This window comes from Streptomyces longispororuber, assembly GCF_024448165.1.
GTDB lineage: Bacteria > Actinomycetota > Actinomycetes > Streptomycetales > Streptomycetaceae > Streptomyces > Streptomyces longispororuber_A.
Map to the genome: position 1 here is coordinate 1 of NZ_JAMOLN010000164.1, position 24,773 is coordinate 24,773.

Here is a 24,773-nt window from a genome sequence, read left to right on the forward strand (position 1 = left end):
CAGCCGCTCCCCCAGACCCACCGACTTCAACGCCTCCGCCGCCCGCTCACGCCGGTCGGCGACCTTCAACCCCAGCGGGACCAGCGCGGTCTCCACATTCTCCTGCGCGTTCAGCGTCGGAATGAGATTGAAGGACTGGAAGACGAAGCCGATGGACTCGGCCCGCACCTTCGTCAGTTTCGTCTCGGAGAGCTTCGCGAGGTCGACGCCGCCGAGCTCGACGCTGCCGGCCGTCGGCCGGTCGAGGCCGCCGAGCATCTGCAGCAGCGTCGACTTGCCCCCGCCGGTGGGGCCCTGGATGACGAGCCGACCGCCGTCCTCGACGGTCAGATCGACGCCTTGCAGGGCGTCGACGGTCTCTTTGCCTCGCTTGTACTGCTTGGTCACGCCACGCAGTTCGTACATGGTGAACTCCTGTCGGGGGTGGGGCGGTCGGGACTACTCGACGCGGCGCAGCGCGTCCGCGGGGCGCAGCCGGGAGGCCCGCCAGCCGCCGAACGCCCCGGCGATCAGACCGCCCGCGACGGCGAGCGCGGCGGCGAGGCCGATCGTGCCGAGGCTGACGGGCGCGGACAGGGCGACGTCGATGGTGCCGGCAGCGGACTGGCCGCCTCCGCCGCCCGGACCGCCGCCCATGCCGCCACCGGGACCGCCCCCGCCGGGGCCGCCGCCCGAGCCGCCCGCCGAACCCAGCGACGCGCTCAGGGTCGGGCTGAAGGCCGTGACGGCGTACGCGGCGGCGAGGCCGAGCGCGATGCCGAGGGCGCCACCGACGAGCCCGTTGACGATCGCCTCACCGGCGACCTGCCGGGTGACCCGCCCCGACTTCCAGCCGAGCGCCTTGAGCGTGCCGAACTCCCGCACGCGACGCGACACCGCCGACGACGTGAGCAGCGCGGCGACCAGGACGGCGGCCGCGAGCACCACGACGGAGAGCCACTTGCCCACGCTGGACGCGAGGTCGGAGGCGGTCGACAGGGAACCGGAGACCGTGTCGGCGAGATCGGCGGAGGTGGTCACCGTGGTCCCGCTGATGTTCTTCTTGATCGTCGCCTTGACGGTGTCGATCTGCTGCGAGTCGCTCGCCTTCACATAGATCGTGGAGACCTTGTTCTTGGCGTCGGCGAGCGTCTGCGCCTGCTTCAGCGGCAGATAGACGTCCCCGCTCGACTCGCTGCTGCTCGCCTGCGCGATGCCGACGATCTTGTACTTGACCTTGTTGACGGTGAGGGTGTCGCCGACGGCCTTGGAGTTCTCCTTGGCGTAGGACTTCGACAGGACGGCCACCTCGGCGTCCGTCTCGGCCGCCTTGAACGTGCGGCCCTTGGTGATCTCCATGGTGGAGAGCGGGCCGAGGCCCTGGTGCGCGACGTCGATGCCGTACACGGAGTAGGAGTTGACGTCGAAGTTCGCGCCGCCGCCCTGGACTCCGCCCTGACCGCCGCCTTCGCCGCCGCCGGGGCCGCCCTGGCCCTGGCTCTGGCTCTGGGCCTTGCCCTGGCTGAACTGGCCGGAGACCTTCATGACGTTGAGGGTCAGCGCGCCGGTCGCGGACGCGACGCCCTTCTGGTCCGCGACCTGGTCGACGAGCGACGACTTGAGCGTCTGGCCGCCGGAGGTCATGACGCGGTCGGTCGACTGCGTCTTGCTGGAGTCGTCGTCGCCGTCGGCGTCGAACGAGAAGTCGGGGCGGTCTCCCCCGTTCTTCGACGGCGCCTGGGCCGCCTTGGTCACCGTCATGTCGGTGCCGAGCCCGTAGAGCGAGGCGAGGACCTTGCTCTGGGCCTGCTTCATCCCGGCCGAGACCGACGTGACCGTGATGACAAGCGCGATGCCGAGCGCGAGCCCGGAGGCGACGACGAGGGCAGCCTTCCGGCGCCGCCTCAATTCACGCCTGAGGTAGGTGAGGAACATGAGGCGGACAGTAAGGACGGTGCTTGGCACTGGGCTGTGAATGACCTGCGGTCTTCATAAGGACCGGCGGGTCCGGGGTGAGAAACGGACGAGCCCCGGTACGCGGCGCGTACCGGGGCTCGTCGCGAGCGGCGGGTCGGATCAGGCGGCGGAGCCGGCCTTCCAGTCGGCCCAGCTCAGGTTCCAGCCGTTCAGACCGTTGTCCGGCTGGACGGTCTTGTCGCCGGTGTTCTTCACGACGACGACGTCGCCGACCATCGAGTTGTCGTAGAACCAGGCGCCCGGCGTGCTGGAGTCACCGGCGCCCTTGGCGTCGGCGAGACCGACGCAGCCGTGGCTGGTGTTCGCCGAGCCGAAGATCGACTTGGCGCCCCAGTAGTTGCCGTGGATGAACGTGCCGGAGTTCGACAGGCGCATCGCGTGCGGCACGTCCTTGATGTCGTACTCGCCCTTGCCGTCGTCGTCCGTGAAGCCGACCGTCGCACCGTTCATCCGGGTCTCCTTGAACTTCTCGGAGATCACCATCTGGCCCTCGTACGTCTTGTTCTCGGGCGAGCCGGCGGAGATCGGGATGGTCTTGATCGTCTTCCCGTCCTGGGTGACGGTCATCATCTTGGTCTTGGCGTCGACCGTGGAGACCTGGTTCCGCCCGATCTTGAAGGTGACGGTCTTCTGCTGCACACCGGTCACGCCGTCGGCGCCCTCGACGCCGTCGAGGTCGAGCTTCAGGGTGACCGTGGAGTTGCCCTGCCAGTAGTCCTCGGGGCGGAAGTCCAGGCGGTTGGCGCTGAACCAGTGCCCGACGACCTCCTGGCCGCTGCTGGAGGAGACGGTGATGTGGGACTGCACGTCGGACTTGTTCGTGATGGCCTTGTCGAAGTTGATCGACACGGGCATGCCGACGCCGACGGTCGAACCGTCCTCCGGCGTGAAGTTGCCGATGAAGCTGTTGGTCGGGGACACCGTCGTGAACTGCGCGTTCTCGTGCGCGGCGCGACCGCCGGAGTCCTTCGCCTCGGCGGCGATCTTGTACGTGGTCGCGCGCTCCAGCTGGTTCGTGGGCTTCCAGCTCTTCTTGTCCGCCGATATCTGACCGGCCACGGCGGTGCCGTCGGCCGTGGTCATGGTGACGTCGGTGAGCGTGCCCTTGCTCACGGTGACCTTGGCGGCGTTGTTGATGCTCGCGTTGTCGGAGCCGTCCTTGGGCGCGATCTTGATGTCGGCCTCGGAGGTCTTCTTCGCCGCGGCCTCGTCGGCCTGCTGCTGCGACTCCTTCTTGCCGCCACCCGACGACCCGGAGTCGTCGTCGCCCCCGCTGCACGCAGAGAGCATCAGTACACCGCCGAGCAGGGCGGACGCGGCCATCAGACCCTTGCGCCGCTTACCGTCCGTCATCACACGCTTCTCCATAGTCGCCGATTTCCCCGACTTCCCGACTTCCCCGACTACCCCGAGTCAGGTCACGGAGAACACATGGGTTCCCCATACCCCTGTACAACGCTCTGCCCGGTTCATCCCGTTCCCGAGATCGCCCCGATGTGGGCGACGCCACGTCGGCGGAGGTCGTGACCACGGGTGCACCAGTGGTAACAGAACCCCTGGTGAGCCCCTGACTCCCCACTGGGACGACGAAACCCCGGGTGGCGGTTGCCACCCGGGGTCACCCGTTCCGACAACCACTACACGCGCGACCCGCCGTCCTCCCCGTCATCATCCTCGTCGAGGTCCCAATCCGGCGAATCGGGGTCGTAGTCGACCTGCTCGCTGGACCACGACGCCTGGACGAGCTCGGCCCCCGGTACGTCTCCGACCAGGTCGAAGGGATCCACGAGATACGCGATCGCCTCCGCCTCGTCCTCCTGGACGGCCCCCTCGGCGTGCGCCCGCTCCTCGACGGGCATCGCCTCGTCCTCCGCGATCCGCTGCAACGCGGCCCCGGTCAGCGCCTCCACGTCGGCGACCTCCAGGACCAATTCCACCTTCAGGCGAACAAAACGTGACGTCTCATCAGTGCTCATACCGCGGAGCGTACGACCCGTTCCACTCGTGACTTTCCCGTGACCCGCACCTTTCACTAACATCAGCGGACACGGCCAATTCGCCAGCGCCACAAGGGGGATCGCTTCCGTGTCCGCCGCACGCCGATCACTGCTCACCGCCACCGCCGCCGGGACCCTGTTGGGGGCCCTGTGGTTCGTCCCCAATGCCACGGCGAACCCTGAGCACGCACCACAGACCGACCAACGCGAGACCGCTGCCGCGGTGGACGCCCAGTCGGACCGCCAACTCCGCCTGGCCGACACCGGCACGGTGGACACGACCCCGTACGTGGTCGGCGGCTCCGTGTTCCTGGGCCTGGGCGTGGGTTTCGTCACGTACTCGGTCCGCCGCGGCCGCGCGACGGAGGCGTTCTGACCCCACGGGGCTCCACCCCGGACCCCGCTGCCCCCTGAGACGGCGCACGCAGTGCGCATCTCAGGGGCGCGGGGAACTGCGCGACCAGCCACGACGAGAGCCGCACCCGCCGACGCACCAGCAACCCGGCAGACGAATCGGCGTACGGGCTAGGCCAACGCCCCGGTCACCGTCTCAACGGCCGCGACCAGCGCCCCACTTCGCACAAACGCATCCGCCGCAGCCAGATCCGGCGCCAGGAACCGGTCAGGACCCGGCCCCTCGACCCCCGCGGAGCGCACCGCCTCGATGACCGCCCGGGACGCCGGCGCCGGCGTCAGCCCCTCCCGCAGTTCCACGCCCCGCGTGGCCGCGTACAGCTCGACGGCGACGATCCGGGTCAGATTGTCCACGGCCGTACGGAGCTTGCGCGCCGCCGACCACCCCATCGACACGTGGTCCTCCTGCATCGCGGACGACGGGATGGAGTCGGCCGAGGCCGGCACGGCCAGCCGCTTCATCTCGCTGACCAGCGCCGCCTGCGTGTACTGGGCGATCATCAGCCCCGAGTCCACGCCCGCGTCGTCCGCGAGGAACGGCGGCAGCCCGTGCGACCGGTTCTTGTCGAGCAGCCGGTCCGTGCGCCGCTCGGCGATCGACCCGAGGTCGGCCGCGGCGATCGCGAGGAAGTCGAGCACGTAGGCGACGGGCGCCCCGTGGAAGTTGCCGTTGGACTCGACGCGCCCGTCCGGCAGCACCACCGGGTTGTCGACGGCCGACGCCAACTCCCGCTCGGCGACGAGCCGGGCGTGCGCCATGGTGTCCCGCCCGGCGCCCGCGACCTGCGGAGCGCACCGCACGGAGTAGGCGTCCTGGACGCGCGGCGCGTCGTCCTGGTGGTGGCCGGTGAGGCCCGAACCCTTCAGCACGGCCAGCATGTTGGCGGCGGACGCGGCCTGCCCGGGGTGCGGGCGGATGGCGTGCAGCTCGGGCGCGAGGACCTTGTCCGTGCCGAGCAGCGCCTCCAGCGACAGGGCGGCGGTGACGTCGGCCGACTTGAAGAGGTTGTCGAGGTCGGCGAGCGCCATGACGAGCATGCCGAGCATCCCGTCCGTGCCGTTGAGCAGCGCGAGCCCTTCCTTCTCGCGGAGCTCGACCGGTGCGATGCCGTGCTCGGCGAGCAGCTCACCGGCGGGGCGCACGACCCCGTCGGGCCCCTCGGCGTCGCCCTCGCCCATGAGCGTCAGCGCACAGTGGCTGAGCGGCGCGAGGTCGCCGGAGCAGCCCAGCGATCCGTACTCGTGCACCACCGGCGTGATGCCCGCGTTCAGCACGTCCGCCATGGTCTGGGCGACCTCGGGACGGACCCCGGTGTGCCCGGAGCAGACCGTCTTCAGCCGCAGGAACATCAGCGCGCGCACGACCTCGCGCTCGACGCGCGGGCCCATGCCGGCCGCGTGCGAGCGCACGATGTTGCGCTGGAGCTGAGCGCGGAGCTCGGTGCTGATGTGCCGGGTGGCGAGCGCGCCGAAGCCGGTGGAGACGCCGTAGACGGGCTCCGGCTTCGCGGCGAGCGCGTCCACGATCTCGCGGGCCGCGGTCAGCGCGGCCACGGCCTCTTCGGACAGTTCGATCCGGGCGTTACGCCGGGCCACGGCGACGACGTCGTCCGCGCTGACCCCATGGGTCCCCAGCACCACAGTGTGCATATCCATATTCAGGAGCGTACGCAGTGAATCTCAAGATGTCACGACCGAGTTCGAGGAGAGCCCCTTACCCGAGGTGAGGCCCCGGACGAAGACCTACGGATCGGGCTCCATGCCCCGGATCCGGCGCCGCTCCCCGTCCCCGGCGACCGGCGGCGGAGAGTCCGCGAGCCGCACGATGGGGTCGTCGAGGCCCCCGTCGCGGCCCGCCACCACCGGCTTCTCCGCGCGCAGGAACTTCGCCTTGTACTGGGCGGCGTCCGCGAGCCGGAACAGCCGCCGCGCGCTCCTGACCTCCCCGATCGGGTCCCCGGTCGACGCGATCCCGCACGCCACGCCCTCGCCCAGGTCCAGCTCGGCGGCCCGGGAGCAGACCTCGTCGCCGACCCGGACCACCTCGTCGGCGGACGGTCCCACCGCGAGCAGACAGAACTCGTCGCCGCCGAGCCGCGCCGCGAGCATTCCCGGCAGCATCGCCGCACACCGCGAGAGCACCGACCCGAACCGTTCGAGGAGCCGGTCGCCGAGCGCGTGGCCCAGTGTGTCGTTGACCCGCTTGAGGCCGTTCAGGTCGCACACCACCAGGCTGACGACGACGCCCTCGTCCCGGTGCCGCTCCACCGCCTGGTCGAGCCGGATGTCGACGGCCCGCCGGTTGGCGAGTCCGGTCAGGGCGTCGGTGAAGGCGAGCCTGCGGGCCTCCTCCAGGCGCTCGGTCTGCGCGATCCCGGCCGCGACGACGGAGACGAGCACGGTCGCGAAGTCGGCGTCGCGCGATCCGAACACGGGCGCCCCGAGCGGCCGCGCCACGTACAGCTCACCCCAGGCCCGCCCGTGCAGCACGATCGGCGCGACGACGCAGCAACCGCGCCCGCGCCGCCGCAGCGCGGCCACCCGCTGGTGGCAGTACCCGGCCCGGTCCATCGGCCCGGACGCCGTCTCGACCCAGGCGTCCGGCTCCCCGCCGCCGGCCCACCGCTCGTGCAGGAACTCGGTGATCTCCGGGAACTGGTGCACCGGATACGTCTCGTCCTCGGGGAACTCCGCCTCGCCATCGGCCCGCTCGCCCACGTTGACGAGGACCCGCAGCCGGCCGTGCTCGCGCTCCCACACGGAGAGCGCCGCGAAACTGCCCGACAGCGCGCGACAGGCGCCGAGGGCCGCCGCCCGCCAGGACTCGCGCGGGGACTGCGCAGCGGCCATCCCCTGCGCAAGCGCCACCACGGCCCGCAGCCGGTCGTCCTCACCCACCTCTCCAGGCTAGGAAGCTTTCCGGCATTTCGGTGAATTCAGTACACCCGTACCGGTGTCCCGCCCCGGAACGGGGTCACTCACCCGGCCACTGCGGCTTGCGCTTCTCGTTGAAGGCGGCCACGCCCTCGGCCCGGTCGCCGGAGAACGCCACCGACCGCCACGCCGCGTCCTCCACGTCCAGGCCCGCCCGCAGGTCGAGCCCGTGCCCGAGCCGCAGCGCCCGCTTGGCGGCCCGCAGCCCGACCGGCGAGTTCGCGGCGATCCGCGCGGCGAGCGCCAGCGCCTCGGCACGGTCCTGCCCCGCCTCCACCACCTGGTCCACGAGCCCCAGCGCACCGGCCTCCGCGGCCTCCACGCGCCGCGCCGAGAAGATCAGCTCGGCGGCCCGCGCGGCCCCGACGCGGCGCGGCAGCAGCTGCGTACCGCCACCGCCGGGAATCACCCCGACCGACACCTCCGGAAGCCCGACCACGGCCGTCGCGTCGGCCACGATCAGATCGCAGGCGAGGGCCAGCTCGAAGCCGCCGCCCAGCGCGAACCCGTGCACGGCGGCGATCGTCGGCATCGGGAGTTCCAGCACGCCCGTGTACGCGGCGCGGGCCACGGGCCGCTGACGCACCAGCTCGGCGTCGGAGAAGGAGTTGCGCTCCTTCAGGTCGGCGCCGACGCAGAAGGCCCGCTCGTGGCTGGACGTGACGACGACGGCCCGGACGTCCCGCCCGTCCGGGCCCTCCAGCCACGCGCACGCGGCGCCGATGGAGCGCGCCATGTCGCTGGAGACCGCGTTCATGGCCTTGGGCCGGTCGAGCACCAGCTCGGCGACGTGCCCGTTCTCGTGCCGCCGTACGGCCACGAACTCCCCGAACCGCTGCTCATCACCCATGACTCGCCCTTCCGGTTAACGCCAGTTAACCGTCAAGATGTCAGGTGCGCCGGGTCAGCGTCCAGGGCTCGACGACGCCGAGGCCGCGCACCGGGCGCTGCCACATGGGCTGGAGCGCGAACCGGTAGCTCGGCGCCGCCTCGCCGTCCTGCTCCGCCTTCTCCGCCGCGGCGGTGGCCTCGGCCTCGGACGCGGGCGCCTCCGCGGTGCGCACCAGCTCCTCGGCGAAGGCGCCGTCGACGAGCACGGCGTCCCGTGGCGCTATCGACGTGAGCCGGCTCGCGAGGTTCACGGTGGTGCCGAACACGTCGCCCATGCGCGTGGTGACGGTCCCGAAGGCCATGCCGACGCGCAGCTCCGGCATCGTCTCGTCGTTGCTCATCGTCTCGATCAGGCGCAGCGCGATCTCGCCGGCCGTGCCCGCGTCGTCCGCGGCGAACAGCACTTCGTCGCCGAGCGTCTTGATCAGGCGCCCGCCGTGCGCCGCGACCAGGTCGGCGGCGGTGGTCTCGAAGGCCTCGACGAGCTCGCCGAGCTCCTCCTCCTCCATCCGCCGGGTCAGCCGCGTGAACCCGACCAGGTCGGCGAACCCGACGGCGAGCCGCCGGTCCACCATCTCCTCGTCGTCACCGGCCTGCACGACCCGCCCGGTCGCCGCGGCGAGCTGCCGCCGCCACACGTAGACGAGGAACTCCTCCAGCTCGGGCAGGAGCAGCTCTATCAGCGGATACGTGACCTCGGTGCGGGTCATGCCCGGTTCCGGGGGCTCGGTCAGCCCCTCCAGGAAGGAGTCGATCTGCCACTCGGCGAGCCGGGCCGTGGTCTGCCCGGTCGACCGGGCGACCTGGACGGCCATCGCCTCGCTGAGCAGTCCCGCCTCGACCAGGCCGGACAGCCGGCGCAGCGCCAGCACGTCGGCCTCGGTGAGGGCCTTGGCCTGCCCGATGTCGGCGAAGCCCATGGCCCGCCAGAAGCGGGTGGCCAGCTCCACGGAGACGCCCGCGCTGCGGGCCGCCTGGAACGGTGTGTAGCGGCGCTCGGCGCCGAGGATGAGCCCTTCGAGCCGCAACGCGAGGGGGTCTTCTGTCTCCCCCTCCGGCTTCTCGGGGTCGGCTTGGGCGCCCGTGCCGGAGCCCGAGTCGTCGACGGTCACGCCTGCTGCCCTTCCGATCTGCCGCGGTCAGGTATCGACCGGCCTCAACTCTACGGCAGCCCCTGTGCCCCAGGTCACTCCCTGCGGAAGGGACTCCGCCCATTGGGGTGCCACTTTCTCCCAGGTGGGCGAGTGCGGGTACGTGGGGCCCAGGGGAGATGCCGCACGCAGTGCGCATCTCAGGGGCGCGGGGAACTGCGCGACCAGCCCCCACGCAGCCGCGGACGAACGAACCTACGCGGGCCGCAGGTGGACGATGTCGCCCGCCCCGACCGGCTCCCGGTCACCGGACGGCGTGGCGATGACGAGCCGCCCGTCACCGTCCACGGCCACCGCCTCGCCCACCAGCTCCCGGTCCCCCGGCAGCATCGCCCGCACCTGCCGGCCGAGCGTGGCGCAGCCGGCCGCGTACGTCTCCTGGAGCCGGGACAGGGCGGGATCACCCTCCGCCGCGCACCACTCGACGTACCACCGCTCGAACGACCGCAGAACGGCCCGCAGCAACGGCTCCCGGTCCAGCACCTTCGCCCCGGCCAGCGCCAGCGACCCGGCCCCGGGCACCGGCAGCTCCTCCGCGCGCAGCGACACGTTGAGCCCGATGCCGATCACGACGGCGTCCGCCCCGGCCCGCTCCGCGAGGATCCCGCCGGCCTTGCGCTCCTCGTCGCCGACGGTGAGCAGCAGGTCGTTCGGCCACTTCAGCGCCGTGTCGACGCCGGCCGCCGAGGACAGCGCGGTGGCGACGGCGACCCCGGTGAGCAGCGGCAGCCACCCCCACCGCTCGACCGGCACCTCGTGCTCGCCCGGCTTGACGAGGACCGAGAAGAAGAGGCCCGAGCGGGGCGGTGCCGACCAGCGCCGGTCGAGCCGCCCGCGGCCCTCGCTCTGCTCCTCGGCGACGAGCACGGCGCCCTCGTCGGCGGTGCCGGCCACGGCCCGTGCCACCAGATCCGTGTTCGTGGAGCCGGTACGGGGCACCACCTCCACGGACGACCACAGTCCTCCGTCCCGTACGAGGGACCTGCGCAGGCCCGTCGCGGCCAGCGGCGGCCGGTCCAAGTCCGACCAGCGGTTGTCGTGCACGTCTGAACCATCTCGCGGCGTCATGCAACCCAGCCTAGGTGTGGCAAACACCGCACTGCCGAACGGTATTCGCGCCACTACCCTACGAGTCAGTAGCCCCAGTTGAATTCCCCATACACCCAACCGTCCCCCGTGAGCAGCGTCGAGTCAGGCAGGGAGCCGCATCCCGATGTCCGAGTTGGAACAGGCCGCAGAGGCCGCTAAGCCCGACATCCACACCACCGCAGGCAAGATCGAGGACCTGCGGCGCCGGATCGACGAGGCGACGCACGCGGGGTCGGCCCGTGCGGTCGAGAAGCAGCACGCCAAGGGCAAGTTGACGGCCCGTGAGCGGATCGAGCTGCTGCTCGACGAGGACTCCTTCGTGGAGCTCGACGAGTTCGCCCGGCACCGCTCGACGGACTTCGGCCTGGAGGCCAACAAGCCGTACGGCGACGGCGTCGTGACCGGTTACGGCACGGTCGACGGCCGGCCGGTCGCGGTGTTCTCGCAGGACTTCACCGTGTTCGGCGGTGCCCTCGGCGAGGTCTTCGGCCAGAAGATCATGAAGGTGATGGACTTCGCCCTGAAGACGGGCTGTCCGGTCGTCGGCATCAACGACTCGGGCGGCGCGCGGATCCAGGAGGGCGTCATGGCCCTCGGCATGTACGGCGAGATCTTCCGCCGCAACACGCACGCGTCGGGCGTCATCCCGCAGATCAGCCTGGTCGTCGGGCCGTGCGCAGGCGGCGCCGTGTACTCCCCGGCCATCACCGACTTCACGGTCATGGTCGACCAGACGTCGCACATGTTCATCACGGGACCCGACGTCATCAAGACGGTCACCGGTGAGGACGTCGGCTTCGAGGAGCTCGGCGGCGCGCGTACCCACAACTCGGCCTCCGGCGTGGCGCACCACATGGCGGGTGACGAGAAGGACGCCATCGAGTACGTCAAGTCGCTGCTGTCGTACCTGCCGTCGAACAACCTGAGCGAGCCGCCCGCCTTCCCGGAGGAGGCGGACCTGGCGCTCACGGACGAGGACCGGGAGCTCGACACGCTCATCCCGGACAGCGCGAACCAGCCGTACGACATGCACACGGTGATCGAACACGTCCTGGACGACGCCGAGTTCTTCGAGACGCAGTCGCTGTTCGCGCCGAACATCCTGACCGGCTTCGGCCGGGTCGAGGGCCGCCCGGTCGGCATCGTCGCCAACCAGCCGATGCAGTTCGCCGGCTGCCTGGACATCGACGCGTCCGAGAAGGCCGCCCGGTTCGTCCGCACGTGTGACGCCTTCAACGTGCCGGTGCTGACCTTCGTCGACGTGCCGGGCTTCCTGCCGGGCGTCGAGCAGGAGCACACGGGCATCATCCGGCGCGGCGCCAAGCTGATCTACGCGTACGCCGAGGCGACCGTCCCGCTGATCACGATCATCACGCGCAAGGCGTTCGGCGGCGCGTACGACGTCATGGGCTCCAAGCACCTGGGCGCCGACCTGAACCTGGCCTGGCCCACCGCGCAGATCGCGGTGATGGGCGCGCAGGGCGCGGTCAACATCCTGCACCGCAAGACGATCGCGGCGGCCGAGGCCGACGGGAACGTCGAGGAGACCAGGGCCCGCCTCATCCAGGAGTACGAGGACACGCTCCTCAACCCGTACACGGCGGCCGAGCGCGGCTACATCGACGCGGTCGTGATGCCGTCCGACACCCGCGCCCACGTCGTCAGGGGTCTGCGCCAGCTGCGGACGAAGCGGGAGAGCCTGCCGCCGAAGAAGCACGGCAACATCCCCCTCTAAGGAGCGCCGTCATGATGATCAAGGTCGTACGGGGCAACCCCACACCCGAGGAGCTGGCCGCCGCACTGGCGGTGGTCCAGGCCCGCGCCGCGGCGGTGTCCGGTGCCCCGGCCGCCGCGGCCGAGCGGGACGCGTGGGCGGACCCGTCCCGGATCGCCGCGCACCGGCTGCCGGCGCCGGGGCCGACGAGCTGGAGCCGCTCGTTCTGGCCGGGCTAGGACCGGCCGGCGGAACCCGCGAGCGGAACTAATTAGTCCCTTCGCACCGGGGCGCCTGAGTACGCGTACTCAGGCGCCCTTCGCACGCGCGCCGCAGTATCGGTGTCGTGCTGTGGTCAGATCCCGAGAACGAGCCGCCGAAGGAGCTCCACGAGACGCAGGAGATGCTGCGCCGTGCGGGTTTCGTGCTGGCTCTTGCGATGTTCGTCGTGATGCTGGTCCTCGGCGTGTTCTAGGGGCTGTCCCGGCCGCCGTTACGCTGGCCCGCATGACCGCTCAGCCCCGCCTCATCCTGGCCTCCCAGTCCCCCGCCCGCCTGGGCCTGCTGCGTCAATCCGGCTTCGCGCCGGAGGTGATCGTCAGCGGCGTCGACGAGGACGCCGTGACGGCCCCGACCCCTGCCGAACTCGCCCTCGCCCTGGCCGAGGCCAAGGCCTCCGTCGTGGCGGCCCGCCCCGAGGCGCACGACGCGATCGTGATCGGCTGCGACTCCGTGCTCGACCTGGACGGCGAGGCGCTGGGCAAGCCGGCGGACGCCGAGGAGGCCACGGCCCGCTGGAAGGCGATGCGCGGCCGCGTGGGGACGCTGCAGACCGGGCACTGCGTGTACGACACGGCGAGCGGCCGGTACGCCTCCGGCACCGCCTCCACGGTCGTCCGCTTCGGCGAGCCGAGCGACGCGGAGATCGCCGCGTACGTGGCGACCGGCGAGCCGCTCCACGTGGCGGGCGCGTTCACGCTCGACGGGCGCTCGGCCCCCTTCATCGACGGCATCGACGGCGACCACGGCAACGTGATCGGTCTCTCGCTGCCGCTGGTCCGCCGTCTCCTCGGTCAACTGGGCGTCGGCATCACGGAGTTGTGGGCTCCGGCGAGCTAGCGGGCGGGGCCGGCGGGGTGGCGGGACCGTTCTTCTCCCCGCCGCCCTCGGCGTTCTCGTGCCGGTCGTAGGCCACCAGCGTCAGCACGATCAGGGCGAGCACGACCATCATGAACACGAAGGCGAGCCAGCCCACCAGGCCGATCGCGAACGCACCGAGCAGGCCGTGCACCACGGCCGCGCTGATCAGCAGGATGCGCCCGAAGCCGCCCGGCGCCCGGTCGGTGACCGCGGCCCGCACCAGGACGATGCCGCACACCAGCAGATAGAGCCCGAACAGTCCGCCCGCGATCCACGCCCCGGCCGACATCGCCCGCGGGTCGAGCCCGGCCAGGGACATGTCCTGCCGGTCGACGACCAGGCCGAGGAACCAGTTCAGGAGCACGATCCCGAACGCCTCGGCGAAGAGCACGATCGCGGCCACCCACGCCACCGGTCTGCGCGCCACCGGTCCCACCCACTTTCCAGTACGGCTGCTGCTGTTACCCCAAGTACGTTCGAGACATCGCGAACGCTACTAACGGGTAAACCTCCGGACAAGGGTTCTGCCGAAGGCAAAGAATCGTTGGGCCATTCGTAGGGACTCCACAAAGAATGCCGACCGGCCGCAGCGCGGTCTCACAGAGACCTTGACCACATTCGGGGGTTAGGGTTCCACCGAGGAGTCCCGCACATCCAGGCACGACAAGGGATTTCACGGACCGAGCGGGCCTCGAGTCACACTCCGTGTGGGCAAGCTCACCATTGGGGACGGGTCGTAAGCCCGTGTCGGCTGTCCCTAAACTCGGCTTGTTTCAAGGAGGGAGCCATCGTGCGCAAGGTGCTCATCGCCAACCGTGGCGAAATCGCTGTCCGCGTGGCCCGGGCGTGCCGGGACGCCGGGATCGCGAGCGTTGCCGTCTACGCCGAGCCGGACCGGGACGCTCTGCATGTCCGTGCGGCCGACGAGGCCTTCGCGCTGGGCGGTGACACCCCGGCCACCAGCTACCTGGACATCGAGAAGGTGTTGCAGGCAGCCAAGGACTCCGGCGCGGACGCCATCCACCCGGGCTACGGATTCCTGTCGGAGAACGCGGAGTTCGCCCAGGCCGTGCTGGATGCCGGCCTGATCTGGATCGGACCGCCGCCGCAGGCGATCCGGGACCTGGGTGACAAGGTGGCGGCCCGTCACATCGCGCAGCGCGCGGGAGCCCCGCTGGTCGCCGGTACGCCGGACCCGGTCGCGGGCGCCGACGAGGTCGTCGCGTTCGCCGAGGAGCACGGCCTGCCCATCGCGATCAAGGCCGCCTTCGGTGGCGGCGGTCGCGGTCTGAAGGTCGCCCGCACCCTCGAAGAGGTGCCGGAGCTCTACGACTCGGCCGTCCGCGAGGCGGTCGCCGCCTTCGGTCGCGGCGAGTGCTTCGTCGAGCGGTACCTGGACAAGCCGCGGCACGTCGAGACCCAGTGCCTGGCCGACAGCCACGGCAACGTCGTGGTCGTCTCGACCCGTGACTGCTCGTTGCAGCGCCGCCACCAGAAGCTGGTGGAGGAGGCTCCGGCGCCGTTCCTGTCGGACGCCCAGGTGGAGGAGCTGTACTCGGCCTCCAAGGCGATCCTGAAGGAGGCCGGCTACGTCGGCGCGGGCACCGTCGAGTTCCTGGTCGGCGCGGACGGCACGATCTCCTTCCTGGAGGTCAACACGCGTCTGCAGGTCGAGCACCCGGTGACCGAGGAGGTCGCGGGCATCGACCTGGTGCGCGAGATGTTCCGGATCGCCGACGGTGAGGAACTGGGCTACGGCGACCCGCAGTTGCGCGGTCACTCCTTCGAGTTCCGCATCAACGGCGAGGACCCGGGCCGGGGCTTCCTGCCCGCGCCCGGCACCGTCACCAAGTTCGAGGCGCCCAGCGGTCCCGGTGTCCGCCTGGACGCAGGCGTCGAGTCCGGCTCGGTCATCGGCCCGGCGTGGGACTCGCTGCTCGCCAAGCTGATCGTCACCGGCCGCACCCGCAAGGAGGCCCTGGAGCGGGCCGCCCGCGCGCTCGCGGAGTTCGACGTCGAGGGCATGGCGACCGCCATCCCGTTCCACCGCAAGGTGGTCACCGACCCGGCGTTCGCGCCCGAACTGACCGGTGGCACGGACCCGTTCACGATCTTCACCCGCTGGATCGAGACCGAGTTCGTCAACGACATCAAGCCGTTCGCCCCGGCCGGTGCCGACGCGGACGAGGAGGACGGCGACCGCGAGACGATCGTCGTCGAGGTCGGCGGCAAGCGCCTGGAGGTCTCCCTCCCGTCGTCGCTCGGCATGTCCCTCGCGCGCACCGGTCTCGCGGCGGGCGCCAAGCCGAAGCGCCGCGCGGCGAAGAAGTCCGGCCCGGCCGCCTCCGGCGACTCCCTCGCGTCCCCGATGCAGGGCACGATCGTCAAGGTCGCCGTCGAGGAGGGCCAGGAGGTCAAGGAGGGCGACCTCGTCGTCGTCCTCGAGGCCATGAAGATGGAGCAGCCGCTCAACGCCCACAAGTCCGGCACCATCAAGGGCCTTTCGGCGGAGGTCGGCGGCTCGCTCACCTCCGGTGCGGTGATCTGCGAGATCAAGGACTGACGTCCGACCGGTTCCGGCCGGGGGCCCGTCGACCTGTGCGGTCGGCGGGCCCCCGGCCGTTTCCCCGGCCACGTTCCGCCGTGGTCGACGCCACTGCGGTGACCGGTCCCTCCGCACCGGCCCGATCGGGCATCCTTGGAGGCCCGCGCACGCCCAGGGAGGCCCGATGACGACCGGCACCGACCACGATCGCGGCCGCCCTATGCGGGCGGACGCCCGCCGCAACTACGAGCGGCTGCTCACGCAGGCCCGCACGGCGTTCGCGGAGCACGGCACCGGGGCGTCCCTGGAGGACGTGGCGCGCGGCGCGGGCGTCGGCATCGGCACGCTGTACCGGCACTTCCCGAACCGGCACGCACTGATGAGCGCCGTCTTCGAGGAGGCGGTCAGTGATCTGCTGGCCCGCTCCCGCGCCCTGCTCGACGCGCCGCAGCCGTGCGCGGCGCTCGTCGCGTGGCTGCGCGAGATCATCACGCACGCGAGCGAGTACCGGGGGCTGTCCCGGGCCCTCATGTCGGCTTCCCAGGACGCGAGTTCGGCACTCGCGCGGTGCAGCACGCCGATGCGCGAGGCCGGGCAGGCGCTGCTGTCCCGGGCGCAGGCCTCCGGCGCGGTCCGCGACGACGTCTCCATCACCGACCTGCTCCAGCTGACGAACGCGATCGCGCTCGCGGCGGAGGAGACTCCCTCGGACCCGGATCTGGCGGACCGGCTCCTCAAGCTGACGCTGCGAGGCATTACCGCGCCCTAGGGGCGCGGGCGGCGCTGGAGCTAGCGGCGCCGCAGATCGGCCACTCGTGCGGAGCGCTCGGGTGTGGCGTCGAGCGTCGCCGCGTTCCTGAGCGGGTGGCCACCGGACGGGAGGCGGCGCTGGCCGGGGAGCGGCACATCCCGGCGCGGCTGCCGCGCCGGGACGGGATCACCGCCCCCCGCCGACGAAGGCCCCGCCCCCGCGACGGCGATCTGTACGCCCTGGTCGGCCAGCGCCTGGAGCTCCGTGGCGGCCCGGTCGTCGTGCGCGGGCGGTTCGTCGGTGACGAGCCGCGTGATCACGTCGGTCGGCACGGTCTGGAACATGGTGTCCGTCCCGAGCTTGGAGTGATCCGCGAGCACGACGACCTCCGCCGCGGCCTGGACGAGCGCCCGGTCCACGGAAGCCGACAGCATGTTGGACGTGGAGAGCCCTCGCTCGGCCGTGAGACCGCTCCCGGACAGGAACGCCCGGGACACTCTCAGGCCCTGCAGGGACTGCTCGGCCCCGCTGCCCACCAGTGCGTAGTTGGAACCCCGCAGCGTGCCACCGGTCATGACGACCTCGACGCGGTTGGCATGGGCCAGCGCCTGGGCCACCAGAAGGGAGTTGGTGACGACGGTCAGGCCCGGCACACGCGCGAGCCGGCGGGCCAGCTCCTGCGTGGTCGTCCCCGCGCCCACCACGATGGCCTCGCCCTCTTCGACGAGACCCGCGGCGAGATCGGCGATGGCCGTCTTCTCTGCGGTCGCGAGATGTGACTTCTGCGGAAAGCCGGATTCCCGCGTGAATCCGCCCGGCAATACCGCACCGCCGTGCCGGCGGTCCAGGAGTCCTTCTGCCTCCAGTGCGCGCACGTCCCGCCGTACGGTCACTTCGGAGGTCTGGACGACGCGGGCGAGCTCCCGGAGCGATACCGCTCCATTGGCTCGCACCATTTCGAGGATCAATTGACGACGTTCTGCAGCGAACACGAAACTGACAGTAACCCCAACGACCGTCTGCTTTCAGCTGTTTGCGCCGAATTACAGGTTCTGTTCGCACAACTGCCCTGGAAGTGGTATAGGCGCAGCGGGGGTGTTTACCCACTGCGCCTATGCCACCCGCATGGGCCGCAACTCACCGTGACCTGGGGCCGGTTACGGAGCGTCAGCCCTCTTCGGCGATCTTCCGCGTGTGCAACTGCCGGGCCACTTCGGCGATCGAGCCCGAAAGCGAGGGGTACACGGTGAACGCGTTCGCGATCTGTTCGACCGTCAGATTGTTGTCGACCGCGATCGAGATGGGGTGGATCAGTTCCGAAGCGCGCGGCGCGACGACCACGCCGCCGACCACGATGCCGGTGCCCGGGCGACAGAAGATCTTGACGAAGCCGTCCCGGATGCCCTGCATCTTCGCGCGCGGGTTGCGCAGCAGCGGCAGCTTGACGACGCGGGCGTCGAACTTCCCGCCGTCGACGTCGGCCTGCGAGACGCCGACCGTGGCGATCTCGGGGTCGGTGAACACGTTCGACGACACGGTCTTCAGGTTCAGCGGCGCCACCGCGTCGCCCAGGAAGTGGTACATCGCGATGCGGCCCTGCATGGCCGCCACCGAGGCGAGGGCGAAGATGCCGGTCACGTCACCGGCCGCGTACACACCGGGAGCGGTCGTGCGCGAGACCTTGTCGGTCCAGATGTGCCCGGAGTCCTTCACCTTGACGCCGGCGCCCTCCAGGCCGAGCCCCTCGCTGTTGGGGATCGCGCCGACCGCCATCAGGCAGTGCGTGCCGGAGATGACCCGGCCGTCGGCGAGGGTGACCTCGACACGGTCGCCGACCCGCTTGGCGGAGGCGGCGCGGGAGCGGGCCATGACGTTCATGCCGCGGCGCCGGAAGACGTCCTCCAGGACGGCGGCGGCGTCCGGGTCCTCGCCCGGCAGCACGCGGTCGCGCGACGAGACGAGGGTGACCTTCGAGCCGAGCGCCTGGTAGGCACCGGCGAACTCGGCGCCGGTGACACCGGAACCGACCACGATGAGCTCCTCGGGGAGCTCCTCCAGGTCGTACACCTGCGTCCAGTTGAAGATGCGCTCGCCGTCGGGCTGCGCGTCGGGGACCTCGCGCGGGTGGCCGCCGGTCGCGATCAGCACGGCGTCGGCGACGAGGGTCTCCTCGGTGCCGTCGGCGGCGGTGACGATCACCTTGCGGGAGCCGTCGAGGTCCTGCTGGCCGTCGAGGCGGCCGCGGCCGCGCAGCACGCGGGCGCCGGCCCGGGTGACGGAGGCGGTGATGTCGTGGGACTGGGCGAGCGCGAGGCGCTTCACCCGGCGGTTGACCTTGCCGAGGTCGACGCCGACGACGCGGGCCGGGGAGTCCGGGTCCGGGGTGTCGTCCTCGACGATGATCCCCAGCTCCTCGTACGAGGAGTCGAAGGTGGTCATCACCTCGGCCGTCGCGATCAGGGTCTTCGACGGCACGCAGTCGGTGAGCACCGACGCCCCGCCCAGACCGTCGCAGTCGACGACGGTCACCTCCGCGCCGAGCGAGGCGGCCACCAGTGCCGCCTCGTATCCGCCAGGTCCGCCGCCAATGATCACGATCCGAGTCACGTACTCCATTGTCCCGCACGCTTCAAGCCCCCACCGAGCCGGGGCCCCCGTCCGGGTGCCGCACACGCGTCTCCCCTCTTAAGAGGGGGTGCCTCCGTTCCGTACGGGACGGATGAGCCGTCTGACGTACCCTCGACCTCATGTCGCTCTACGCCGCGTACGCCGGCAATCTCGACCCGCGGCTCATGACGCGCCGCGCTCCGCACTCGCCGCTGCGCGCGACGGGCTGGCTGAACGGCTGGCGGCTGACGTTCGGGGGCGAGCACATGGGCTGGGAGGGTGCGCTCGCCACGGTCGTGGAGGCACCCAGGTCGCAGGTCTTCGTCGCGCTGTACGACATCGCTCCGATGGACGAGGAGTCCATGGACCGCTGGGAGGGTGTCGGCCTCGACATCTACCGGCGGATGCGGGTGCGCATCGACACCCTGGAGGGCGAGGAGCCCGCGTGGGTGTACGTACTGAACGGATACGAGGGCGGTCTGCCGTCCGCGCGGTACCTGGGCGAGATCGCCGACGCGGCGGAGTCCGCGGGCGCCCCCCACGACTACGTGATGGAGCTGCGCAAGCGCCCTTGCTGACCGGTCTTTCCGCTGCGTTTCTTTCCGCCGCGTTCGCGGGTGCGGGCCGGTGGGGGCTTCTCACGCCCCTGAAGGCATGCGCTGCGCGCAGGCTTCCCCACGGGGAGATGCCGCACCGAAGGTGCGCATCTCAGGGGCGCGGGGAACTGCGCGACCGGCCACGACGAAACCCGCACCCGTCCACCGCGAACCAGCTCCACGGCGCGATTCCGACCCCCCGAGCGGAGCGGTTCGTCGGAAACGACAAGACAACGATCGCAAGACCGGGCCCATCGACATCTACGCGCGTAGGACGTGAGCGGCTACCCTCAAGCGCGTGAACGCATCGCTTACTCCGGACCACCTCCAGGGCGACCCTTACGCCGCCGCCGACACCGCCGCCGCGCGCCTGCGCGAACTCACCGGTGCCGAGACCCACGACGTCGCCCTCGTGATGGGCTCCGGCTGGGCGCCCGCCGCCGAGGCGCTCGGCGCGCCGGCCGCCGAGTTCCCCTTCACCGAGCTGCCCGGCTTCACCGGCGCCGCGGTGGCGGGCCACGGCGGCAAGGTCCGCTCGTACCAGGTCGGGGAGAAGCGCGCCCTGGTCTTCCTCGGCCGCACCCACTACTACGAGGGCCGCGGGGTCGCCGCTGTCGCGCACGGCGTGCGCACGGCCGCCGCCGCGGGCTGCAAGACCATCGTGCTGACGAACGGCTGCGGCGGTCTGCGCGAGGGCATGCGCCCCGGCCAGCCGGTCCTCATCTCCGACCACATCAACCTGACGGCCACGTCGCCGATCGTCGGCGCGAACTTCGTCGACCTCACCGACCTGTACTCGCCGCGCCTGCGCACGCTGTGCCAGGAGATCGACCCGTCGCTGGAGGAGGGCGTCTACGCCCAGTTCCCCGGCCCGCACTACGAGACCCCCGCCGAGGTCCGGATGGCCGGCATCCTCGGCGCGGACCTGGTCGGCATGTCCACCACGCTGGAGGCCATCGCGGCCCGCGAGGCGGGCGCCGAGGTGCTCGGCATCTCCCTGGTGACGAACCTGGCCGCGGGCCTGTCCGGCGAGCCGCTGAACCACGAAGAGGTCCTCCAGGCCGGCCGCGACTCGGCCGTCCGCATGGGCGAACTGCTGACCCAGGTCCTCGCCAAGCTCTGAACCCGTACGTCTGAACCCGTACGTCTGACGTCTGAAGGAATGCGAACCGTGACCGTATCTGGCAGCGAACTGCTCGACCGGGCGAAGACCTGGCTGGCGGAGGACCCCGACCCCGAGACCCGCGAGGAGCTGGCCGAGCTCATCGGGGCCGGGGACCTGGCGGCCCTCGGCGAGCGCTTCTCGGGCACGCTGCAGTTCGGCACGGCCGGTCTGCGCGGCGAGCTGGGCGCGGGCCCGATGCGGATGAACCGTGCCGTGGTCATCCGGGCGGCCGCCGGCCTGGCCGCGTACCTGAAGGCCAAGGGGCAGACCGACGGCGTGGTCGTGATCGGCTACGACGCGCGCCACAAGTCGGCGGACTTCGCGCGGGACACGGCCGCGGTGATGGTGGGCGCGGGGCTGCGCGCCGCGATCCTCCCCCGCCCGCTGCCCACTCCCGTGCTCGCCTTCGCCATACGGCACCTGGGTGCGGTCGCGGGCGTCGAGGTCACGGCGTCCCACAACCCGCCGCGGGACAACGGCTACAAGGTCTACCTCGGGGACGGCTCGCAGATCGTGCCGCCCGCGGACGCGGAGATCGCCGCCGAGATCGACGCGGTCGTCTCGCTCGACGACGTGCCGCGCGCGGAGTCGGGCTGGGAGACGCTCGGCGACGAGGTCCTGACGGCGTACCTGGCGCGCACGGACGCGGTCCTGGCGCCGGGCTCCGCGCGCACGGCCCGCACCGTCTACACGGCGATGCACGGCGTCGGCAAGGACACGCTCCTCGCGGCGTTCGCCCGGGCGGGTTTCCCCGAGCCGGTGCTCGTGCCGGAACAGGCCGAGCCCGACCCGGACTTCCCGACGGTCGCGTTCCCGAACCCGGAGGAGCCGGGCGCGATGGACCTGTCCTTCGCGACGGCCCGCGCCCTGTCCGAGGCACCGGACCTGATCATCGCCAACGACCCGGACGCGGACCGCTGCGCCGTCGCCGTCCGCGACGGCGACGCCTGGCGGATGCTGCGCGGCGACGAGGTGGGCGCGCTGCTGGCCGCGCACCTGGTGAAGCGGGGCGTCACGGGCGTGCTCGCCGAGTCGATCGTCTCGTCGTCGCTGCTCGGCCGGATCGCCGAGGCGGCCTCGCTGCCGTACGAGGAGACGCTGACCGGCTTCAAGTGGATCGCCCGGGTCGAGGGCCTGCGCTACGGCTACGAGGAGGCGCTCGGCTACTGCGTCGACCCCGAGGGCGTGCGCGACAAGGACGGCATCACGGCCGCGCTCCTGGTGGCCGAGCTGGCGAGCGGGCTGAAGGAGCAGGGCCGTACGCTCCTGGACGCGCTCGACGACCTGGCGCTCGCCCACGGTCTGCACGCCACGGACCAGCTGAGCGTGCGGGTGGACGACCTGTCGGTGATCGCCGCCGCCATGCACCGGCTGCGCGAGCAGCCGCCGGCGGAGCTGGCCGGTCTCGCGGTGACGTCGGCGGAGGACCTGTCGGCGGGCGCCGGCGGGCTGCCCCCGACGGACGGTCTGCGCTACGCGCTGGACGGGGCCCGCGTCATCGTCCGCCCCTCCGGCACGGAGCCCAAGCTGAAGTGCTACCTGGAGGTCGTCGTGCCGGTCGCCGAGCGGGCGGGCCTGCCCGCGGCGCGGACCGAGGCGGCACAGCGCCTGGCGGCCCTCAAGCGGGACCTGTCGGCCGCGGCCGGCATCTAGCCACAGGGGGCCCAGCCACACGGACGAGTGATTCCTGCGGGTCAGTTGACGCAAGGGAGGGCGACAACGGCGGGGCGCAACGGGAACGTTGCCCCCGCCGAACCGCCCGACCCCCAGGAGCCGCAGACGTGCCCCCGACCGCAACCGAGGCCCCCCTTCTCCCGAAGGCACGCCGCAGCCGCCCGGCCCCGGGCACCGCGATCACCGGCATCCGCACCCGCGTCACCCGCTCCCTGCGACGGGCGGCCCCCGCTCTCCTCGCCTACGCGGCCGTCCGCGTCTTCGTCCTCCTCGTCTTCGGCGTGTGGGCGCACAAGGAGGGCCACGGCATCTGGCCCGCGCTCGCCGCGGACTGGGACTCGAAGTGGTACCTCGGTATCGCCGACCACGGCTACGAGCGCACGCTCGGCACCGAGTACGACGCGAACAACCTCGCGTTCTTCCCGCTCTACCCGTACCTGGTCAAGGCGCTCGCCGCCGTGACCCCGGGCTCGCGCGCGACCGTCGGCCTGATCCTGGCGGGGGTCTGCTCGTTCCCCGCGGCATGGGGGATCTTCGCCGTCGGCGACCGGCTGCACGGCCGCCGCGTCGGCATCCTGCTGACCTTCCTGTGGGCCTGTCTGCCCGTCGGCATCGTCCAGTGGATGGGGTACACCGAACCGCTGTTCACGGCGTTCGCGGCCTGGTCCCTGTACGCCGTGCTGACCGGCCGGTGGGTGTGGGCGGGCGCCCTCGCCGCGCTCTCCGGCCTGACCCGGCCGACCGGCATCGCGCTCGCGGCGGCGGTCGGCCTGTGCGGGCTGCTCGCGCTGCGCCGCCGCTTCTCCGCACGGGTCCTCACCGGGGTGCTGCTCGCGCCGCTCGGCTGGCTCGCCTACGTGAGCTGGGTCGGCCTGCGCCTGCACCGCTGGGACGGCTACTTCGCCGTGCAGCGGCTGTGGCACAACGAGCTGGACGGCGGCGTCGAGACGCTGCGCCGGATGCGGGAGTTCCTCGCGTACGACTCGACGCCCGAGCTCTTCCTGGTGATGGTGACGGTGACGCTGCTCGCCTCGGTGGTCCTGTTCCTGCTCTCGCTCTGGGACCGCCAGCCGCTGCCGCTGCTGATCTTCACCGGCCTGCTGCTCGTGATCACGCTGGGCAGCGGCGGCGTCTACTTCTCACGCGCCCGCTTCCTGCTCCCCGCCTTCCCGCTGCTGCTGCCGCTGGCCCTGGTGCTGGCCCGGGCGCAGCGGCGGTTCCTGGTGCTCGGGGTGACGGGGGCAGTGCTCTGCGCGGCGTACTGCGGGGGCTACATGATCCTGGTGTGGCCGAGCGCCCCGTGAGGGCGGGCGTCCTCAGCCCAGCAGCAGGAGGACGAGCAGGAGCACGCCGCCCGCGGCGGCCGGGGCGATGATCTCGTAGGCCCAGCGGACCGTCGGCTCGCCCTGCGACGTCGTCGCCGCGGCGCGGGCCTCGTGCAGCTCGCGCAGCTCCTGCATGGCCTGGTCGGACGAGGGGCCGGGCGACGGCGCGGAGGCCGTGGCCGAGGGGTTGCGGGCCTGCCGGGTCTCGGCCCGCATCTGGCTGCGCTGCGCCTTGCGGCGGGCGCGCAGCGAGACCGGGATCGACCAGAGCTGGTACTTGGTGCCGGCCTGGTCGAACACCTCGTTGGAGTAGCTGGACCGGAAGTCCGCGACCGCCGCCCAGGGCAGCGTGATCATGCGGAACGGGTTGCGGACGCGGAGCCGGTCGTCGTTGCCGAAGACGGCGGGGCGGATCGTGAACGCGACGACCAGCGGCACGGCGAAGAGCAGTCCGGCGAGCGCCAGCCACGGGGTGCGGCCCGCACCGCTGATCACCGCGTCGGCGCCGAGCCAGGCGCCCAGGGCGAGCAGCACGACGCCGCCCGCGATGCCGGCGGGTGACCGGTAGATGCGGTCCGGGGACGTGGTTTCGCTCGTCATGGCCCCGATTCTGCCTGACGCTGCGCTGAGCTTGACCGGCTGGGCCTCCGCGCCGCCGCGGGTCGCGGCCTCGCGGGCGGCTGCGGGCCGGTGGGGCTTCTCGCGCTCCGCGGCGGAGCCGCTGATCGGCACAGCCCCGCGCCCCTGAAGGCATGCGCTGACGCGCGGCCTTCCCGGGCCGGGGAGATGCCGCACGAAGTGCGCATCTCAGGGGCGCGGGGCTG

At 71.7% G+C, this 24,773-nt stretch carries 24 protein-coding genes; 11 read left to right on the top strand and 13 right to left on the bottom strand.

Annotation, left to right across the window (positions count from 1 at the left end; translation table 11 throughout):
* The 4 genes from M4J07_RS34720 to M4J07_RS34735 form a co-directional block, all read right to left on the bottom strand.
* Positions 1–405, bottom strand: a 405-nt coding sequence (locus M4J07_RS34720) for an ABC transporter ATP-binding protein (protein ID WP_255978664.1), incomplete at its 3' end; no start/stop codon positions are given.
* Between the two features lie 33 nt (positions 406–438).
* The gene (locus tag M4J07_RS34725) at positions 439–1,914 is read right to left on the bottom strand and encodes an ABC transporter permease (RefSeq protein ID WP_255978667.1); all 1,476 of its coding nucleotides are present in this window, start codon (positions 1,912–1,914) and stop codon (positions 439–441) included.
* 141 nt (positions 1,915–2,055) lie between these two features.
* Positions 2,056–3,324, bottom strand: a complete 1,269-nt coding sequence (locus tag M4J07_RS34730; RefSeq protein ID WP_255978670.1) for a L,D-transpeptidase — start codon at positions 3,322–3,324, stop codon at positions 2,056–2,058.
* Between the two features lie 269 nt (positions 3,325–3,593).
* The gene (locus M4J07_RS34735) at positions 3,594–3,932 is read right to left on the bottom strand and encodes a hypothetical protein (protein ID WP_255978674.1); all 339 of its coding nucleotides are present in this window, start codon (positions 3,930–3,932) and stop codon (positions 3,594–3,596) included.
* 109 nt (positions 3,933–4,041) lie between these two features.
* Here M4J07_RS34735 and M4J07_RS34740 point away from each other — a divergent pair, with 109 nt between their 5' ends.
* Positions 4,042–4,329: a hypothetical protein gene (locus M4J07_RS34740; RefSeq protein ID WP_255978677.1), complete on the top strand. Its 288-nt coding sequence runs from the start codon at positions 4,042–4,044 to the stop codon at positions 4,327–4,329.
* A 149-nt stretch (positions 4,330–4,478) separates the two neighbouring features.
* Here the strand turns inward: M4J07_RS34740 and hutH are convergent, their stop codons facing one another.
* The 5 genes from hutH to M4J07_RS34765 form a co-directional block, all read right to left on the bottom strand.
* Complete coding sequence (hutH, locus tag M4J07_RS34745) at positions 4,479–6,017, bottom strand: histidine ammonia-lyase (RefSeq protein WP_255978724.1); 1,539 nt, start codon at positions 6,015–6,017, stop codon at positions 4,479–4,481.
* A gap of 93 nt (positions 6,018–6,110) precedes the next feature.
* The gene (locus M4J07_RS34750; protein WP_255978680.1) at positions 6,111–7,265 is read right to left on the bottom strand and encodes a GGDEF domain-containing protein; all 1,155 of its coding nucleotides are present in this window, start codon (positions 7,263–7,265) and stop codon (positions 6,111–6,113) included.
* 76 nt (positions 7,266–7,341) lie between these two features.
* The gene (locus tag M4J07_RS34755) at positions 7,342–8,151 is read right to left on the bottom strand and encodes an enoyl-CoA hydratase/isomerase family protein (protein ID WP_255978683.1); all 810 of its coding nucleotides are present in this window, start codon (positions 8,149–8,151) and stop codon (positions 7,342–7,344) included.
* A gap of 40 nt (positions 8,152–8,191) precedes the next feature.
* On the bottom strand, positions 8,192–9,304 hold the full coding sequence (locus M4J07_RS34760) for an adenylate/guanylate cyclase domain-containing protein (RefSeq protein ID WP_255978686.1): 1,113 nt from the start codon (positions 9,302–9,304) through the stop codon (positions 8,192–8,194).
* Positions 9,305–9,538: 234 nt separating this feature from the next.
* The gene (locus M4J07_RS34765) at positions 9,539–10,411 is read right to left on the bottom strand and encodes a biotin--[acetyl-CoA-carboxylase] ligase (protein ID WP_255978689.1); all 873 of its coding nucleotides are present in this window, start codon (positions 10,409–10,411) and stop codon (positions 9,539–9,541) included.
* Between the two features lie 145 nt (positions 10,412–10,556).
* Between M4J07_RS34765 and M4J07_RS34770 the strand changes: the two genes are divergently transcribed.
* The 4 genes from M4J07_RS34770 to M4J07_RS34785 all read left to right on the top strand — a co-directional run bounded on the left by M4J07_RS34770 (position 10,557) and on the right by M4J07_RS34785 (position 13,265).
* On the top strand, positions 10,557–12,167 hold the full coding sequence (locus M4J07_RS34770) for an acyl-CoA carboxylase subunit beta (protein ID WP_255978692.1): 1,611 nt from the start codon (positions 10,557–10,559) through the stop codon (positions 12,165–12,167).
* Positions 12,168–12,178: 11 nt separating this feature from the next.
* Entirely contained in the window at positions 12,179–12,385 is a 207-nt protein-coding gene (locus M4J07_RS34775) for an acyl-CoA carboxylase epsilon subunit (protein WP_255978695.1), read from the top strand.
* Positions 12,386–12,492: 107 nt separating this feature from the next.
* Positions 12,493–12,621, top strand: a complete 129-nt coding sequence (gene mmpB / locus M4J07_RS34780) for a morphogenic membrane protein MmpB (RefSeq protein WP_255978698.1) — start codon at positions 12,493–12,495, stop codon at positions 12,619–12,621.
* A 32-nt stretch (positions 12,622–12,653) separates the two neighbouring features.
* The gene (locus tag M4J07_RS34785) at positions 12,654–13,265 is read left to right on the top strand and encodes a Maf family protein (RefSeq protein WP_255978701.1); all 612 of its coding nucleotides are present in this window, start codon (positions 12,654–12,656) and stop codon (positions 13,263–13,265) included.
* Here the strand turns inward: M4J07_RS34785 and M4J07_RS34790 are convergent.
* Entirely contained in the window at positions 13,237–13,713 is a 477-nt protein-coding gene (locus M4J07_RS34790; protein WP_374215138.1) for a hypothetical protein, read from the bottom strand. The genes M4J07_RS34785 and M4J07_RS34790 overlap by 29 nt on opposite strands.
* A 363-nt stretch (positions 13,714–14,076) precedes the next feature.
* On the opposite strand from M4J07_RS34790, the gene M4J07_RS34795 reads away from it, so the two are divergent.
* Both M4J07_RS34795 and M4J07_RS34800 read left to right on the top strand, forming a co-directional pair.
* Positions 14,077–15,849, top strand: a complete 1,773-nt coding sequence (locus M4J07_RS34795; RefSeq protein ID WP_255978707.1) for an acetyl/propionyl/methylcrotonyl-CoA carboxylase subunit alpha — start codon at positions 14,077–14,079, stop codon at positions 15,847–15,849.
* 202 nt (positions 15,850–16,051) lie between these two features.
* Positions 16,052–16,600 (top strand): TetR/AcrR family transcriptional regulator, encoded by a 549-nt coding sequence (locus M4J07_RS34800; protein ID WP_255978726.1) that lies wholly within the window; start codon positions 16,052–16,054, stop codon positions 16,598–16,600.
* A gap of 20 nt (positions 16,601–16,620) precedes the next feature.
* Here the strand turns inward: M4J07_RS34800 and M4J07_RS34805 are convergent, their stop codons facing one another.
* Both M4J07_RS34805 and M4J07_RS34810 read right to left on the bottom strand, forming a co-directional pair.
* The gene (locus M4J07_RS34805) at positions 16,621–17,574 is read right to left on the bottom strand and encodes a DeoR/GlpR family DNA-binding transcription regulator (RefSeq protein ID WP_255978710.1); all 954 of its coding nucleotides are present in this window, start codon (positions 17,572–17,574) and stop codon (positions 16,621–16,623) included.
* A 175-nt stretch (positions 17,575–17,749) separates the two neighbouring features.
* Entirely contained in the window at positions 17,750–19,198 is a 1,449-nt protein-coding gene (locus tag M4J07_RS34810; protein WP_255978712.1) for an NAD(P)H-quinone dehydrogenase, read from the bottom strand.
* A 131-nt stretch (positions 19,199–19,329) separates the two neighbouring features.
* Between M4J07_RS34810 and M4J07_RS34815 the strand changes: the two genes are divergently transcribed.
* The 4 genes from M4J07_RS34815 to M4J07_RS34830 all read left to right on the top strand — a co-directional run bounded on the left by M4J07_RS34815 (position 19,330) and on the right by M4J07_RS34830 (position 23,928).
* A complete protein-coding gene (locus M4J07_RS34815) occupies positions 19,330–19,767 on the top strand; it encodes a gamma-glutamylcyclotransferase (RefSeq protein ID WP_255978714.1) in 438 nt (145 codons plus the stop codon).
* A 316-nt stretch (positions 19,768–20,083) separates the two neighbouring features.
* The gene (locus M4J07_RS34820; protein WP_255978716.1) at positions 20,084–20,908 is read left to right on the top strand and encodes a purine-nucleoside phosphorylase; all 825 of its coding nucleotides are present in this window, start codon (positions 20,084–20,086) and stop codon (positions 20,906–20,908) included.
* A gap of 39 nt (positions 20,909–20,947) precedes the next feature.
* Complete coding sequence (locus M4J07_RS34825; protein ID WP_255978718.1) at positions 20,948–22,603, top strand: phospho-sugar mutase; 1,656 nt, start codon at positions 20,948–20,950, stop codon at positions 22,601–22,603.
* Between the two features lie 128 nt (positions 22,604–22,731).
* On the top strand, positions 22,732–23,928 hold the full coding sequence (locus M4J07_RS34830) for a glycosyltransferase family 39 protein (protein WP_255978720.1): 1,197 nt from the start codon (positions 22,732–22,734) through the stop codon (positions 23,926–23,928).
* 12 nt (positions 23,929–23,940) lie between these two features.
* Here the strand turns inward: M4J07_RS34830 and M4J07_RS34835 are convergent, their stop codons facing one another.
* Positions 23,941–24,549 carry a PH domain-containing protein gene (locus M4J07_RS34835; protein ID WP_255978722.1) on the bottom strand — a complete coding sequence of 203 codons (609 nt, stop codon included), beginning with the start codon at positions 24,547–24,549 and terminating at the stop codon, positions 23,941–23,943.
* Positions 24,550–24,773: the final 224 nt, after the last annotated feature.

What these genes read in the sequence shown, in the direction of transcription:
- M4J07_RS34725 (WP_255978667.1), bottom strand. Translation starts at nt 1,914, where the DNA reads ATGTTCCTCACCTACCTCAGGCGTGAATTGAGGCGGCGCCGGAAGGCT.
- M4J07_RS34730 (WP_255978670.1), bottom strand. Translation starts at nt 3,324, where the DNA reads ATGGAGAAGCGTGTGATGACGGACGGTAAGCGGCGCAAGGGTCTGATG.
- M4J07_RS34735 (WP_255978674.1), bottom strand. Translation starts at nt 3,932, where the DNA reads ATGAGCACTGATGAGACGTCACGTTTTGTTCGCCTGAAGGTGGAATTG.
- hutH (WP_255978724.1), bottom strand. Translation starts at nt 6,017, where the DNA reads ATGCACACTGTGGTGCTGGGGACCCATGGGGTCAGCGCGGACGACGTC.
- M4J07_RS34755 (WP_255978683.1), bottom strand. Translation starts at nt 8,151, where the DNA reads ATGGGTGATGAGCAGCGGTTCGGGGAGTTCGTGGCCGTACGGCGGCAC.
- M4J07_RS34765 (WP_255978689.1), bottom strand. Translation starts at nt 10,411, where the DNA reads ATGACGCCGCGAGATGGTTCAGACGTGCACGACAACCGCTGGTCGGAC.
- M4J07_RS34770 (WP_255978692.1), top strand. Translation starts at nt 10,557, where the DNA reads ATGTCCGAGTTGGAACAGGCCGCAGAGGCCGCTAAGCCCGACATCCAC.
- M4J07_RS34775 (WP_255978695.1), top strand. Translation starts at nt 12,179, where the DNA reads ATGATGATCAAGGTCGTACGGGGCAACCCCACACCCGAGGAGCTGGCC.
- M4J07_RS34785 (WP_255978701.1), top strand. Translation starts at nt 12,654, where the DNA reads ATGACCGCTCAGCCCCGCCTCATCCTGGCCTCCCAGTCCCCCGCCCGC.
- M4J07_RS34800 (WP_255978726.1), top strand. Translation starts at nt 16,052, where the DNA reads ATGCGGGCGGACGCCCGCCGCAACTACGAGCGGCTGCTCACGCAGGCC.
- M4J07_RS34810 (WP_255978712.1), bottom strand. Translation starts at nt 19,198, where the DNA reads ATGGAGTACGTGACTCGGATCGTGATCATTGGCGGCGGACCTGGCGGA.
- M4J07_RS34815 (WP_255978714.1), top strand. Translation starts at nt 19,330, where the DNA reads ATGTCGCTCTACGCCGCGTACGCCGGCAATCTCGACCCGCGGCTCATG.
- M4J07_RS34825 (WP_255978718.1), top strand. Translation starts at nt 20,948, where the DNA reads ATGCGAACCGTGACCGTATCTGGCAGCGAACTGCTCGACCGGGCGAAG.
- M4J07_RS34835 (WP_255978722.1), bottom strand. Translation starts at nt 24,549, where the DNA reads ATGACGAGCGAAACCACGTCCCCGGACCGCATCTACCGGTCACCCGCC.